The organism is Leisingera sp. ABM4_060 (assembly GCF_056158765.1).
Map to the genome: position 1 here is coordinate 1,302,867 of NZ_JBSWTX010000001.1, position 12,922 is coordinate 1,315,788.

Annotated in this window: 15 protein-coding genes and 1 tRNA gene; 7 read left to right on the forward strand and 9 right to left on the reverse strand. The window is 62.9% G+C overall.

Annotation, left to right across the window (positions count from 1 at the left end; all coding sequences use genetic code 11):
* Entirely contained in the window at positions 1 to 1,020 is a 1,020-nt protein-coding gene (gene bmt / locus ACXAEH_RS06365; RefSeq protein ID WP_475031621.1) for a betaine--homocysteine S-methyltransferase, read from the forward strand.
* A 205-nt stretch (positions 1,021 to 1,225) separates the two neighbouring features.
* On the opposite strand, the gene ACXAEH_RS06370 is transcribed toward bmt, so the two are convergent.
* Both ACXAEH_RS06370 and ACXAEH_RS06375 read right to left on the reverse strand, forming a co-directional pair.
* Complete coding sequence (locus ACXAEH_RS06370; protein WP_475031622.1) at positions 1,226 to 1,504, reverse strand: acylphosphatase; 279 nt, start codon at positions 1,502 to 1,504, stop codon at positions 1,226 to 1,228.
* Between the two features lie 72 nt (positions 1,505 to 1,576).
* On the reverse strand, positions 1,577 to 2,629 hold the full coding sequence (locus ACXAEH_RS06375) for a PA0069 family radical SAM protein (RefSeq protein ID WP_475031623.1): 1,053 nt from the start codon (positions 2,627 to 2,629) through the stop codon (positions 1,577 to 1,579).
* Between the two features lie 251 nt (positions 2,630 to 2,880).
* Between ACXAEH_RS06375 and ACXAEH_RS06380 the strand changes: the two genes are divergently transcribed.
* Complete coding sequence (locus ACXAEH_RS06380) at positions 2,881 to 3,579, forward strand: corrinoid protein (RefSeq protein WP_424980210.1); 699 nt, start codon at positions 2,881 to 2,883, stop codon at positions 3,577 to 3,579.
* A 1-nt stretch (position 3,580) separates the two neighbouring features.
* On the forward strand, positions 3,581 to 4,291 hold the full coding sequence (locus tag ACXAEH_RS06385; RefSeq protein WP_475031624.1) for a DUF1638 domain-containing protein: 711 nt from the start codon (positions 3,581 to 3,583) through the stop codon (positions 4,289 to 4,291).
* Positions 4,292 to 4,353: 62 nt separating this feature from the next.
* On the opposite strand, the gene ACXAEH_RS06390 is transcribed toward ACXAEH_RS06385, so the two are convergent.
* Positions 4,354 to 4,764 carry a SufE family protein gene (locus ACXAEH_RS06390; RefSeq protein WP_475031625.1) on the reverse strand — a complete coding sequence of 137 codons (411 nt, stop codon included), beginning with the start codon at positions 4,762 to 4,764 and terminating at the stop codon, positions 4,354 to 4,356.
* A 135-nt stretch (positions 4,765 to 4,899) separates the two neighbouring features.
* On the opposite strand from ACXAEH_RS06390, the gene ACXAEH_RS06395 reads away from it, so the two are divergent.
* Complete coding sequence (locus tag ACXAEH_RS06395) at positions 4,900 to 5,409, forward strand: hypothetical protein (RefSeq protein ID WP_475031626.1); 510 nt, start codon at positions 4,900 to 4,902, stop codon at positions 5,407 to 5,409.
* A 74-nt stretch (positions 5,410 to 5,483) separates the two neighbouring features.
* Here ACXAEH_RS06395 and rnd read toward each other — a convergent pair whose 3' ends face one another.
* The 4 genes from rnd to ACXAEH_RS06415 all read right to left on the reverse strand — a co-directional run bounded on the left by rnd (position 5,484) and on the right by ACXAEH_RS06415 (position 9,462).
* A complete protein-coding gene (gene rnd / locus ACXAEH_RS06400; protein WP_475031627.1) occupies positions 5,484 to 6,641 on the reverse strand; it encodes a ribonuclease D in 1,158 nt (385 codons plus the stop codon).
* Between the two features lie 74 nt (positions 6,642 to 6,715).
* On the reverse strand, positions 6,716 to 7,312 hold the full coding sequence (purN, locus tag ACXAEH_RS06405) for a phosphoribosylglycinamide formyltransferase (protein WP_475031628.1): 597 nt from the start codon (positions 7,310 to 7,312) through the stop codon (positions 6,716 to 6,718).
* Positions 7,309 to 8,355 carry a phosphoribosylformylglycinamidine cyclo-ligase gene (gene purM, locus ACXAEH_RS06410; RefSeq protein WP_475031629.1) on the reverse strand — a complete coding sequence of 349 codons (1,047 nt, stop codon included), beginning with the start codon at positions 8,353 to 8,355 and terminating at the stop codon, positions 7,309 to 7,311. The genes purN and purM overlap by 4 nt, the downstream gene beginning before the upstream one ends.
* Before the next feature lie 123 nt (positions 8,356 to 8,478).
* Positions 8,479 to 9,462: an MBL fold metallo-hydrolase gene (locus tag ACXAEH_RS06415; protein ID WP_475031630.1), complete on the reverse strand. Its 984-nt coding sequence runs from the start codon at positions 9,460 to 9,462 to the stop codon at positions 8,479 to 8,481.
* A 120-nt stretch (positions 9,463 to 9,582) separates the two neighbouring features.
* Between ACXAEH_RS06415 and ACXAEH_RS06420 the strand changes: the two genes are divergently transcribed.
* Together ACXAEH_RS06420 and ACXAEH_RS06425 are read left to right on the forward strand one after the other, a co-directional pair.
* Positions 9,583 to 10,518 (forward strand): LysR family transcriptional regulator, encoded by a 936-nt coding sequence (locus ACXAEH_RS06420; protein WP_475031631.1) that lies wholly within the window; start codon positions 9,583 to 9,585, stop codon positions 10,516 to 10,518.
* Positions 10,519 to 10,554: 36 nt separating this feature from the next.
* Positions 10,555 to 10,630, forward strand: a tRNA-Ile gene (locus ACXAEH_RS06425).
* 308 nt (positions 10,631 to 10,938) lie between these two features.
* Here the strand turns inward: ACXAEH_RS06425 and ACXAEH_RS06430 are convergent.
* Entirely contained in the window at positions 10,939 to 11,187 is a 249-nt protein-coding gene (locus tag ACXAEH_RS06430; RefSeq protein WP_475031632.1) for a hypothetical protein, read from the reverse strand.
* A gap of 368 nt (positions 11,188 to 11,555) precedes the next feature.
* On the opposite strand from ACXAEH_RS06430, the gene ACXAEH_RS06435 reads away from it, so the two are divergent.
* Positions 11,556 to 11,801, forward strand: coding sequence for a hypothetical protein (locus tag ACXAEH_RS06435; RefSeq protein WP_475031633.1), 246 nt, complete (start codon positions 11,556 to 11,558; stop codon positions 11,799 to 11,801).
* Between the two features lie 89 nt (positions 11,802 to 11,890).
* Here ACXAEH_RS06435 and ACXAEH_RS06440 read toward each other — a convergent pair whose 3' ends face one another.
* Positions 11,891 to 12,907 (reverse strand): GlxA family transcriptional regulator, encoded by a 1,017-nt coding sequence (locus ACXAEH_RS06440; RefSeq protein ID WP_475031634.1) that lies wholly within the window; start codon positions 12,905 to 12,907, stop codon positions 11,891 to 11,893.
* Positions 12,908 to 12,922: the final 15 nt, after the last annotated feature.

Sequence of the window (12,922 nt, forward strand, 5' to 3'; positions counted from 1 at the left end):
ATGACCAACACCTTCACTCATTTGCTTGAGACCAAAGACGTTCTGCTGGCGGACGGTGCGACCGGCACCAACCTGTTTGCCATGGGGCTGCAATCCGGCGATGCGCCTGAATTGTGGAACACCGATGAGCCCAAGAAGATCATGGCGCTGTATCAGGGGTCGGTGGATGCGGGCAGCGACCTGTTCCTGACCAACAGTTTTGGCGGCACCGCAGCGCGCCTCAAGCTGCACGACGCCCAGGGCCGGGTGCGCGAGCTGAACCGCGCCGCTGCAGAACTCGGCCGCGAAGTTGCCGACAAGGCGGAGCGCAAAATTGCAGTGGCCGGCTCGGTCGGCCCGACCGGTGAGATTTTTCAGCCCGTTGGCGAGATGTCACATTCCCTCGCAGTGGAAATGTTCCATGAGCAGGCAGACGCCCTGAAGGAAGGCGGCGCGGATGTGTTGTGGGTCGAGACCATCTCGGCCCCGGAAGAGTTCCGCGCTGCTGCAGAAGCGTTCAAACTGGCCGGCATGCCCTGGTGCGGCACCATGAGTTTTGACACCGCAGGACGCACCATGATGGGTGTGACTTCGGCGGATCTGGCCCAGCTGGTGGAAGAGTTTGACAATGCCCCGCTGGCCTTTGGAGCCAACTGCGGCACCGGCGCATCCGACATTCTGCGCACCGTTCTGGGCTTTGCCGCGCAAGGCACCGAACGTCCGGTCATCTCCAAGGGCAATGCCGGCATTCCGAAATATGTCGACGGCCACATCCATTATGACGGCACGCCCGATCTGATGGGCGAATATGCGGTCATGGCGCGCAATGCCGGCGCCAAGATCATTGGCGGCTGCTGCGGCACCATGCCCGCCCACCTCCGCGCCATGCGCGAGGCGCTGGACACCCGGCCGCGCGGCGACCGCCCGGCGCTGGAGGAAATCGTCGAACTGCTCGGCCCCTTCACCTCTGACAGCGACGGCACTGGTGAAGACGCGAATGCCGGCGGCGAGCGCCGCCCCCGCCGCCGCCGCCGCGCCTGAACCGGCAGGACCGCGGCACGCGGGAAACAATTTGATTTTCCAAAAAGATACCCCGCCGCATGCCCGCATGCGGCGGCGTGTCCTTTCATGGAACCAAGCGGCGCGGCCGGTTTCGGCTTCCGCCCTCCCGGCTCAACCCCCGGCGCGCCTGCGGGGACCCCTTGCAGGCGTATCTTTGTACAGGCGCAACTCTGGGCGGATCAGCCTACCTGACAATCCGGAACCCGGTCAGCCCCGGTTCCGGATCGGTCTTTTCGGTCAGCACATCCTTCACCGCCGCCGCCCCCGGTCCGCGGCCCATGCGGCGCACCATATCCGCGACGCTGCCTGCCGGCCCCATTAGCAATGCTTTCACAGAGCCATCCGGCTCGTTGCGGACCCAGCCGGCCAGCCCGTGGCGCACCGCTTCCGCCTTGGCCCAGGTACGGAAGGCCACGCCCTGCACGCGGCCCGTGACCCGCGCTTTGATCGCGACAGAGGTCATGAGACACCTTCCTTTCCGTCATTGTGCACCTAGCATAGCACAAATGCGCCGGACCGGCGTCTTTATACAGGATCAAAACAGGGCGAGCTGATCTCCCGGCTGCGGCGGGCGGGCAAACAGATCCGTTCGCAGCTCCGGGCTGCGCTCGCTGAGCGCCAGGCGCTTGCAGGCTGCCTTGAACCGCTGCGCGACCATTTCGGCATAGCGGCCCTCGCCGCGCATCCGGTGGCCCCAGCGCGGATCATAGTCGCGCCCTCCATGCATCTCCCGCAGCCGCGCCATCACCTTGGCCGCTCGGCCAGGCTCATGCTCGGCCAGCCATTCCTGCCACAGCTCCGACACTTCCCGCGGCAGCCGCAGCATGATCCAGCTCGCGGCATCCGCCCCCGCCTCTGCCCCGGCAGCCAGCAGCGCCTCCAGCTCATGATCTGTCAGCCCCGGAACAACGGGCGAGGTCATGATCCGCACCGGCACGCCTGCATCCGTCAGCCGCCGGATGGCCGCCAGCCGCCGGGCGGGCAGCGGCGCCCGCGGCTCCATCCGCCGCGACAGGTCCGGATCCAGGGTCGTCACGGAAATTCCCACCCGCACCAGCCCCTTGGCCGCCATCGGCGCCAGGATGTCCAGGTCCCGCTCCACCATCGCGCCCTTGGTCACGATCGCCACTGGATGATTGAAATCCCGCAGCACCTCCAGGCAGGCCCGGGTGATGCCATAGTCCCGCTCGCATGGCTGATAGGGGTCGGTACTGGTCCCAAGCGCCAGCGTTGCCACCCGGTAACGCGGCGACGACAGTTCCTTGCGCAGGACTGCTGCCGCATTGGGGCGCGCCACCAGCCGGGTTTCAAAATCCATGCCCGGCGACAGCCCCAAATAGGCATGCGTCGGCCGGGCAAAACAGTAGATGCAGCCGTGCTCACAGCCCCGGTACGGATTGATGGAACGGTCGAACGGCAGGTCGGGAGACCGGTTATAGGTGATCAGAGACCGCACCGCCTCCTCCCGCACCTCGGTGGGAATCACTTCCGGGTCCGCCTCCTGGAACCAGCCATCATCCACAGCATCCCGTGCCATTTCATAGCGGCCTGCCGCATTGCTGAGGCTCGCGCGCGCTTTGCGTCGCATGGGTTCGGGAACGCTGTGGTAAGGCATGGCTCGATTATGCATCTGCAGCAAGAACAAATAAAGAACAAATGCGCAGAACTGAAGATTTTCATGCATAATCCGAAGTATCAATAAGCCGAATTTCCTCCTATAGGTCGGTTCGGACAACAGCAATGTCGCAAACAATGCAGTCGAGCGGCGGCATTCTGTCACAAAAGTTCCAAAACTAGGCCAACACGGGGCATCCCGCCCCGTAAGCAAGGATTAAGCGAATGTCGGACGAAGAAGACATCATCCTCTCTGAACTCGATGACGAGGAACTTGTTCAGCAGATGTTTGATGACCTCTATGATGGTCTCAAAGAGGAAATCGAAGAAGGTGTGAACATCCTTCTCGAGCGCGGCTGGACTCCCTACGACATTCTGACCAAAGCACTGGTTGGCGGCATGACAATCGTCGGCGCCGACTTCCGCGACGGCATCCTGTTCGTGCCGGAAGTGCTGCTGGCGGCAAACGCGATGAAGGGCGGCATGGCCATCCTGAAGCCGCTGCTGGCCGAAACCGGCGCGCCGCGCGTGGGCTCCATGGTCATCGGCACCGTCAAGGGCGACATCCACGACATCGGCAAGAACCTCGTGTCCATGATGATGGAAGGCGCAGGGTTTGAGGTTGTCGACATCGGCATCAACAACCCGGTCGAGAACTATCTGGAAGCCATGGAAGAGCACAAGCCGGACATCCTCGGCATGTCGGCTCTGCTGACCACCACCATGCCCTACATGAAAGTGGTTATCGACACCATGGTCGAGCAGGGCCTGCGCGACGACTACATCGTGCTGGTCGGCGGTGCGCCGCTGAACGAAGAGTTCGGCAAGGCAATCGGCGCCGACGGCTATTGCCGTGACGCAGCCGTGGCCGTGGAAATGGCCAAGGACTTCGTTGCGCGCAAGCACAACTCGATGAGCGCCTGATTTGGCACGCAAAGGACGTGCAGCCCGCTTGACTGAGCGGGCTGCCTTCCGTCCTCCCACCGGGCGGACGCTTGAGGAAGCTTCCCTCACCGAACAGGGCCTGGCCGCGCCCGAAAAGAAGACCGGCCGCATCCTGCTGATTGCCTGCGGCGCGCTGGCGCGCGAGATCCTTGCCATCAAGGATGCAAACGGCATGGATCACATCGACCTCACCTGCCTGCCCGCCAAGCTGCACCTTTACCCGGAGCAGATCGTCGACGCCGTTGACGGTGCCGTGGCCAAGCATTCAGCCGTTTATGACAAGATCTTCGTGGTCTACGCCGACTGCGGCACCGGCGGCGCGCTGGAGCGCAAATGCGCGGAATTGGGTGTCGAAATGGTGGCAGGCCCGCATTGCTATTCCTTTTTCGAAGGCAACGAAACCTTTGCCGCCCACGCGGACGCAGGCGAAATCACCGCCTTTTATCTGACCGATTTCCTGGTCAAGCAGTTTGACGCCTTTGTCTGGCGGCCGATGGGGCTCGATAAGAACCCTGAACTTCGGGATATGGTCTTCGGCAACTACACCAAGCTGGTCTACCAGTCACAGGTCAATGACCCCAGGCTGATGGAAAAGGCACAGGAATGCGCCGAGCGCATGGGGCTTGAGTTCGAACACCGCCACACCGGCTACGGCGATCTGGAAGCCGCCATGACGAACTGGGCCCGGTAGCCTTTCATCTTGCCAAAAATACTCCGGGGAGCGCGAGGGGCCGGCCCCTCGCCTGGCCCGCTTCAGGCGCTCGCCATCGCGGTTTCGCGCACCCGCTCAATCATCGCACGCAAGCCATTGGAGCGCTGCGAGGACAGATGCTCGTTCAGACCCAGCCGCCCCAATTCAGCCTTGGCGTCCACGGCAGCCACATCCTGAACCGGCAGACCGTTATACAGGCACCGCAGCACCGCAATCAGCCCGCGCACGATCATCGCGTCGCTGTCGCCGTCAAACCGGAACGCGCCGCCCTCCACCGTGGCATGCAGCCAGACCTGGCTGGCGCAGCCGTCCACTTTGGTGGCCGGCACTTTCAGCGCCTCCTCCAGCGGTTCCATCGCCTTGCCCAGGTCGATCACATGGCGGTAGCGGTCCTCCCAGTCCTCCATGAACTCGAAGTCTTCCACGATCTCTTCAAAGGCAGCTGTGGCCATCGCCAGTCAATCCTCAATTACGCGTCCTGGGGCAGATCAGCACCTAAGCCGCTGCCGCCTGTATTTCAACCGCTTTTCAAGCCGCAGCCAATCGGGTAATCCCTTGCAAAGCAATTTCGATTGGGGCGGGGACGAATGCAGAAACCATTGGCGATCACATTGGCCGGCGCGCTGGTGCTGGCAGGCTGCGGCTGGAAAGAGTCGCGGATCAACCCGTCCAACTGGTTCGGCCAGTCGCAGCCCGCTGAAGAGACCGTGGCAGCAAACAGCAACCCCCTGCTGCCGCAGGAGAGCAATCCCAGAGGCATTTTTGCCCGCCCCGAACCCGAGGATACCACGGTTCTGATCAGCCAGATCTCGGACCTGCGGGTCGAGCGGACCGCTGCGGGCGCCATCATCTATGCCACCGCAATTGCCAGCCGCCAGGGCGCCTACAACGTAGAACTGCGCCCGGTTGAACTGCCGGAGGACGGCGTGCTCGCCTTTGACTTCCGGGTTGTTTACCCCGAATTTCAGACCCCCAGCGGCAGCGCGTTCAGCCGCACGGTGCATGCGGCCCGCACCGTGTCCGAACAGGATCTGGACGGCATCCGGACTGTGCGCGTCAATGCGGCGGAGAACGCCCGCGAGAGCCGCCGCCGCTGACCCGGGAAACCTGATGCCGGAAACAAAAAACGCCCGCGGATGCGGGCGTTTTCTTTTGCTGCTCGTGCCAGGATCTAAAGCACTACCACTTTCACATCCTGACCTTTTGCTGCCAGACCGATCTTGCCCTCGCACAGGCGCAGGGCATCGGCACCGAACACTTCACGCCGCCAGCCGCTGAGGGCAGGCACATCGCGCAAGCCCGCCGCAATGGCGTCCAGATCGGCGCTGGGGGCAATCAGCTTGGCGGCGACACCCTCGGCTTCGGTCTTGGCCTTCAGAAGCACCCGCAGCAGGTCCGCCAGCGCAGGATTCACCTGCAGTTTCTCCTTGCTGCGGTCCATCTTGGGCTGGTTTTCCGCCGGGCAGGCGACGCCCTTGGCCACGGCCTGCAGAATGCCTTCGGCAATCGCGCCCTTGCGGGCCTCGCGCAGCAGCAGGCGGGAGCCGCCCAGCTCGCCCGTGTTGCGCGGCTTGGTCGAGGCCAGCTCCACCAGTGCGTCATCCTTGAATACCCGGTTGCGGGGCACGTTGTTGGTTTGGGCATATTGCTCGCGGAAGGCTGCCAGTTCGCGCACCACCGCCAGGAACTTGCCCGAGGTGGTCCGGGTCTTGACCCGCTTCCAGGCGTCTTCAGGGCGGATGTCATAGGTCGCCGGATCAGTCAGCACCTGCAGCTCTTCGGTCACCCAATGGGCGCGGCCCGACTTGTCCAGCTCGGCCGCCAGAAACTCATAAATCTTGCGCAGATGGGTCACATCCGCCAGCGCATAAGTCTTCTGCGCTTCGCTGAGGGGGCGGCGCGACCAATCGGTAAAGCGCGAGGTCTTGTCCAGCCCCTGCTTGACGATCTTGCGCACCAGCGTCTCATAGCCCGCCTGTTCGCCAAAGCCGCAGACCATCGCCGCCACCTGGGTGTCGAACAAAGGCTTGGGGAAGACCTGCGCGTCGACCCAGAAGATCTCAAGATCCTGGCGCGCGGCGTGGAACACCTTCACGACATTCTCGTTGCGGAACAGGTCATAGAGCGGTTCCAGAGAGATGCCCTCGGCCAGCGGATCCACCAGCACCGCATCATTTTCGCCGTCGCCGGAAAAGGCCAGCTGGATCAGGCAGAGCTTGGAGTAATAGGTCCGTTCCCGCAAAAACTCAGTATCCACCGTGACATAAGGATGCTGGGCAGCAGCTTCGCAAAAGGACTGCAGGTCTTCGGTGGTGGTCAGAGTTTTCATCAATAACGGCTTTTCAATCTAGTGGGGTCAGATCGTGATACGCGCTTGGCCCCGGCATTGCAATCAACCGGGCCTCAGCCCAGCAGAACCGGCGTTTTGTCTCCAGCGGCATAACGGCGCAGCACCGCCGGATAGAGTTTATGTTCTTCAACCAGCACCCGTGCCGCCAGCGTATCCGGCGTGTCACCCTTCAGCACCGGCACCCGGGCCTGACCCAGGAGCGGCCCGTCATCCAGGCGCGGCGTCACCTCATGCACAGAGCAGCCATGCTCGGCGTCGCCCGCCTCAAGCGCGCGGGCATGGGTGTGCAGCCCCTTGTACTTGGGCAAGAGCGACGGATGGATATTCAGCATCCGGCCTTCGAACTGCGACACGAAACCGGCGGTCAGCACCCGCATAAAGCCCGCAAGGCAGACGATGTCCGCCCCGGCCTCAAAGATGGGTTTCACCAGTTCTGCCTCAAAGGCTTCGCGGTCGCCCTTGAACGGGCGGTGGTCAACAACGGCAGTAGCCACGCCTGCCGCCGCGGCCTTGGCCAGCCCGCCTGCATCGGCATTGTTGGACAGGACCAGGCAGGGGCGCGCCGGGTGATCCCCGGTCATGCTGTCCAGCAGCGACACCATGTTGGAGCCGCCCCCGGAAATCAGGATGGCGACTTTCTTGTGGCTCACAGCAGCTTGCCCGAGTAGCGCATGCCCGCGCCTGCGGTCACGGTGCCCAGGCGGGTCACGGTCTCACCTTCTGCGGCCAGTACTTCGCTCAGCGCATCAGCGCGGTCGGCCGCGACCGACAGGATCATGCCAATGCCGCAGTTGAAGGTCTTCAGCATCTCAGCTTCGGCGATGCTGCCGGTGTCTGCCATCCATTTGAACACGGGCGGCAATTCCCAAGCGTTCAGGTCGATGTCTGCACCCAGATCCTCGGGCAGTACCCGCGGCAGGTTCTCGGTCAGGCCGCCACCGGTGATATGAGCCAGCGCACGCACGCCCCCTGCCCGCACAGCAGCCAGGCACTGTTTAACGTAAAGGCGCGTCGGGGTCAGAAGTGCGGCGCCCAGGGAGCCTTCACCAAACGGGCAGTCCGCGTCCCAGCCAAGGCCCGAGACCTCCACCAGCTTGCGCACCAGCGAGTAGCCATTGGAGTGCACACCGTCGGACGCCAGCCCCAGCAGAACGTCGCCTTCCTGCACACCTTCGGGCAGCGCGGTGCCGCGCTCCATTGCGCCCACGGCAAAGCCTGCGAGGTCAAAATCGCCTTCCGGGTACATGCCCGGCATTTCCGCAGTCTCACCGCCGATCAGCGCGCAGCCGGAGCGCACGCAGCCTTCGGCGATACCTTCGATGATGCGCGCGGCGATCTCGGTTTCCAGCTTGCCGGTCGCAAAGTAATCCAGGAAGAACAGCGGTTCCGCACCCTGGCAGACCAGGTCATTGACGCACATCGCCACCAAGTCGATGCCAACGCCGTCCACCACACCGGTGTCGATGGCGATCCGCAGCTTGGTGCCGACGCCGTCGGTGGCGCCGACCAGGATCGGGTCGTTGTAGCCGGCAGCCTTCAGGTCGAACAGCGCGCCAAAGCCGCCCAGGCCGCTGGCCACGCCAGAGCGGTTGGTGCGCTTGGCGGCCGGCTTGATCCGGTCAACCAGGGCGTTGCCCGCATCAATGTCCACGCCTGCATCTGCATAGGTCAGGCCGTTCTTGCCGCTGGTCATCACTTGGCTCCTTCAACTCGGTTGCGCAGCCTTTAACGCAAGGCGCATCAGAAGGAAACAAGGGATTCCGCCGCGCCGTCCCAGGCGGCGCGGCGGGGTGTTTTTCAGGGCGATTGCCAGCCCTCAGAGACCGAACTGCCAAGGCGCTGCCTGATAGGCAAAAGCCTCGCCCTGCCGCAGCACCCGCCCCAGCGCCGGAAAGTCCAGATGCGCGCCTGTCACCAGCAGATTGTCTGCCGCTGCCCGGTCCATCATCCGCCGCCGGGTCTGCGCGGTCTGTGCCGGGTCGGTGTCAAAGGCGATGGTCCACTCCGGCAGCGCGAACTGCAAGGCGGTGCTGTGGATCAGGTCGCCCCAGAACAGCAGCCCCTCGCCGCCTGCATCCAGCATGAAGCCGGTGTGGCCCGGCGTGTGGCCCGGCAGGTCCAAAGCTGTGAACCCCGGCGCCGCTTCGCGCTCCCCTTGCAGCAGTTTCAGCCGGTTTGCATAAGGCGCAACCGAGCGGCGCGCCATATCGAAGAAGCCGCGGCTGCTTTCGGGGACGCCGGCCAGAATGGCATCGTCATGCCAGAAATCCCATTCGCGCTGCGCCACCACCAGTTCCGCGTTGGCAAAGGCCGCCGCACCGTCCGGGGTGATCAGCCCGCCGGAATGATCCGGGTGGATATGGGTCAGCAGCACCGTGCCGATGCTCTCGGGTGCTACGCCGGCTGCGGCCAGACCCGCGCCCAGCGCCCCCAGCCCCAACTCCGGTCCCATCAGCTGTGCGGTGCCGGTGTCGATCAGCAGCTTCTGGCCGCCACGCTCCACCAGATAGCCGTTAACCGGGATCTGCAGCGCATCGTTCTGCAGCCGGTGCAGCCCTTTGGCCAGCACCTCCTCCGCCTTGCCTGCGTCATAGTCATTGATCAGCTGCGTGCCGAGGGGCAGATGCCCGTCCAGCAGCACGGTGACCCTGGCGTCCCCCAAGGTGAAGGCGTGAACGGCAGGCTCTGGAATTGCGGTCCCTCCTGCTGCTGCAAATGCGGGAGCCATGGCCCCGGCGGCCAGCGCCGCTGCGGGGGCCGCGGCCAGTCCGGTCAAAAGTGCCCTGCGATTGATTGTCATAAGAAACTCCGATATCTGTCCAAGGAGAAATTCCCTGCCCCCCGGAGATAAGCCAGTGCTTCCGGCACTTGCAGCCCAGCGGCTCCGATAGCGGTTATCAGCAATGCTTATAGGTTAATCATGGACAGGCTTTCCCTGCTCGAAACATTTGCAATTGCCTTGGACGAAGGCAGCCTGAACAAGGCAGCCCAGCGCCGCGGCATCACCCAGTCCGCCGTCAGCCAGCAGATCAAGCAGCTGGAAAACCTGACCGGCCAGCAGCTGCTGCACCGCACCGCCAAGGGCATCCACGCCACCCGCGCCGGCGATCTGGTGTACAGCCACGCACAAACCCTGCTGACCGGCTACAACCGGATGACGGCAGAACTCGATGCGCTGGAGGGCAGCGTTTCCGGCACTTTCCGGATCAGCGTCAATTCCTTCCTGGGCCGCAGCGTGATCGGCCCGATGCTGGTAGAGATGGACCGCGACCATCCGGACCTGAACATCGTGATGCGGCTGGAGGACCGGCTGGTCGATGTGGTGCGCGAAGGCTATGACCTGGCCATCCGCACCGGGCAGCTGGGTGATACCGACGGTTTCGGCCGCAAAATCTCGGTGCTGGAAACCGTAATGTTTGCCGCCCCCGAATACCTGGACCGCGAAGGCCGGCCGCAGACCCCGGATCAGCTGCAGCGGCTCAAGTTCATTCAGCATTACGAGGACCAGACCAAAGGCTTTTTTCCGCTGCGCCGCGGGGGGCAGGAGTTTCTGGCGCCGGTGCAAGTGGGGTTCACCGCGGATGACCCGGACCTGATCATGCGGGCTGTCAGCAGCGGATCCGGCTTTACCCGCGCGCCCCGCTTCATGGTCGAAGCGCAGCTGGCCTCCGGCGAATACGAGCAGGTGCTGCCCGGGTACGAGGCGCCGCTCAAGGAAGTCTTTGCCGTCTACCCCTCACGCCGCACGCCGGACCGCCGCCGGGATTTGACGATTGAAAACACGGTAAAACGGCTGGAGGCGCTGCTCCGGCAGCCTGCCGCAAAATCGCCCGCGGCCCCGGCAATCACCGCTTGACCTCATCCGCCCTATTTCATACCCACGAACCATGGCGGGCCTGTAGCTCAACGGTTAGAGCAGAGCGCTCATAACGCTTTGGTTGCAGGTTCGAATCCTGCCGGGCCTACCACCATACTCAGGTTTTCAGGGTATCCAGCGTGCCGAATAACGGTCCGACCGCCTGAATTTCGCAAAAGATCGAAAACCAGGGTGTGCCGCAGTTTCATCGCATCCAAGCACGAAACTGATGCAGGCCCGCTGCGTTGCACAGGGTCTCCGCTGCGAGAGGCCTCCCTGCAACCAGCCCCGCCTGGAGAGGCTTGACAACTCAATAAATCCGGAACGGGCGAGCGGATACCGGCGGTCATTCGGCCATCCAGACCGAATGACCGCCGGCGCTCGCATCTTCATGTTTGCAAGCGGTCAACGGCGCGGCGCTCAGCCACCGTTCTTTTGCCTGTGCCCTTCCTGCTGGCAGATGGCGTCGGCCTCTTCGATCGACATTGATTGCGGGCGGCTAATCGAGCGGTCCCAAAGAACCCGGTCCTTTGTGTACAACTGGCAAGTGACAATACCTTTGCCGGTTTCGAGCTGCACCGGTTCCGTTTCAAACTGCTCCGGCGAAACGCAGCCTGCCAGTGCCGCAACCGTGAACAGCAGTAGATTGAACTTAATGGCTTTCCGCATAGCGACCACTCCCTCGTAACTCCTTCAGTCAGTATCACCTTCGGGAAAACAGAGGGTTAAGGCAGGTCCCGGCGCGCCGAATGAACCTGTATTCTGGAAATTTATCCGGCCAAAAATATCTTGCATTTTAGACGCCCCTCATCCGTTAACGAATTGTGCATTCTTTGCCCCAAACATTTACCCTATAGTTGTTCTGGTTTCCGGCTTTCTGCTTAGGGTGTGGGCGGCAGATTGGAGTCTGGCTAGGGCTGTTCCAGTGTCCTGTTGCAAAAGGAATGCCTGCAATGCGTTTGATTATCCCTTCCACCCTGTGTCTTGCCCTGTCTGCCTGCGGGGCAGTTGAGTTTGACAGGAACGATTTGTCCAAAATGTATGGGCCTGCCACGAACTACCGTAACCCGGTTGCTCAGCGGCAGATCGTCAACAGCTTCCTGTCGCAGGAAAGCGTGTCCCGCAGCGGCAATGCCGCGCATTGGACTTCACCTGACGGATGCACCTATTCGCGCACTCAGGCACCGGGGCATGCGCCGGTCTGGTATCTCGTGCAGAACCCCCATCACGTTGGCATGCCCAATGCCCATCGCGGCTGCGCAATGACAGTGGTCGAGGGGTAGCAGCACAGGCTGGAACGGCGCCTTCGACGTGCTGTTTACCGGGCCGGCCTTTGCAGTGCATCCAGGGGCAGGCAGGCCTTGCGCCCTTCCTACTCCGGCGTGCTGCTCCAGCTCTTGCGAAAGGACGCCGGCGACTGCCCGTAGCGCTTCTTGAACCGGATCGATAGCTGCGTGGCACTGCTGAACCCGGTCGCTGCGGAAATTTCCGCCACCGTCAGGTTTGTTTCGTTCAGCAGCGCCAAAGCCCGCCCGACCCGAAGCTCGATGTAGAACTGAACCGGCGAGGTGCCGACATAGCGCTGGAACAGCCGCTCCAGCTGGCGGCGCGAGATTTGGGCATGATCTGCCACCTCGCCGATCTCCACCGGCTCCTCGATGGTGTCGTGCATGAATTGCATCGCGTTGATCAGATGCTGGTTCCTGCTGCTCAAGGCCACCGAATAGGCCGACTTCTGCAGCGCCTCGCGGTTGTTGGAGCGGAAGTGGATGCACATGTCAGACACGATCACAGCAAGGTCCTTGCCATGGTCGGTCTCGATCATCTCCAGCATCATGTCGGTGGCCGCATTGCCGCCGCCGCAGGTCATCAGCCCGCTGTCGATTTCATAGAGGTTGGCGGTAGGCTCCAAGCCTGGAAAATACTCCGAGAACGAGGGCTGGTTTTCCCAATGCAGGGTAAAACGCTGATCCTGCAGGATGCCGGCCTGTGCCAGGGCAAAGGCGCCGGTGCAGATGCCGCCGAAGCGGCTGCCATGGGCATTCTGCCGCCGGATCCAGGCCAGCGTGCGGGGATTGGTGCTGTCCGAGGGTTCGATGCCCGAGCAGACAAAGGCAAAGCTGCCGCGCGGCAGATCCTCAAGGTCCAGGTCGGTCTTGACCTCGATACCGTTGGAACAGGGCACCGGCGCGCCGCTCTCACTCATCAGGAACCAGCGGTACAGCTCCTTGCCGGTCACCTGATTGGCGATCCTGAGCGGTTCCACGGCGGCGCTGAAGGCCAGCATGGTCAGCTTCGGCAGAAGCAGGAAGTAGATGTCTTTTGGCGGCCCGTCGTAATCAACCCGGAAACTGGCCGCACCTTTCGGGACATAGCTGCGGGAAAGCATATCGGTAACCTAACA

Bases quoted from the DNA above. Each gene is read 5' to 3' on its own strand.
- rnd (WP_475031627.1), bottom strand. From the start codon at position 6,641: ATGAAAACTCTGACCACCACCGAAGACCTGCAGTCCTTTTGCGAAGCT.
- ACXAEH_RS06370 (WP_475031622.1), bottom strand. From the start codon at position 1,504: ATGACCTCTGTCGCGATCAAAGCGCGGGTCACGGGCCGCGTGCAGGGC.
- ACXAEH_RS06420 (WP_475031631.1), top strand. From the start codon at position 9,583: ATGGACAGGCTTTCCCTGCTCGAAACATTTGCAATTGCCTTGGACGAA.
- ACXAEH_RS06435 (WP_475031633.1), top strand. From the start codon at position 11,556: ATGTATGGGCCTGCCACGAACTACCGTAACCCGGTTGCTCAGCGGCAG.
- ACXAEH_RS06440 (WP_475031634.1), bottom strand. From the start codon at position 12,907: ATGCTTTCCCGCAGCTATGTCCCGAAAGGTGCGGCCAGTTTCCGGGTT.
- ACXAEH_RS06415 (WP_475031630.1), bottom strand. From the start codon at position 9,462: ATGACAATCAATCGCAGGGCACTTTTGACCGGACTGGCCGCGGCCCCC.
- ACXAEH_RS06375 (WP_475031623.1), bottom strand. From the start codon at position 2,629: ATGCGACGCAAAGCGCGCGCGAGCCTCAGCAATGCGGCAGGCCGCTAT.
- purM (WP_475031629.1), bottom strand. From the start codon at position 8,355: ATGACCAGCGGCAAGAACGGCCTGACCTATGCAGATGCAGGCGTGGAC.
- ACXAEH_RS06395 (WP_475031626.1), top strand. From the start codon at position 4,900: ATGCAGAAACCATTGGCGATCACATTGGCCGGCGCGCTGGTGCTGGCA.
- ACXAEH_RS06390 (WP_475031625.1), bottom strand. From the start codon at position 4,764: ATGGCCACAGCTGCCTTTGAAGAGATCGTGGAAGACTTCGAGTTCATG.
- ACXAEH_RS06380 (WP_424980210.1), top strand. From the start codon at position 2,881: ATGTCGGACGAAGAAGACATCATCCTCTCTGAACTCGATGACGAGGAA.
- ACXAEH_RS06430 (WP_475031632.1), bottom strand. From the start codon at position 11,187: ATGCGGAAAGCCATTAAGTTCAATCTACTGCTGTTCACGGTTGCGGCA.
- bmt (WP_475031621.1), top strand. From the start codon at position 1: ATGACCAACACCTTCACTCATTTGCTTGAGACCAAAGACGTTCTGCTG.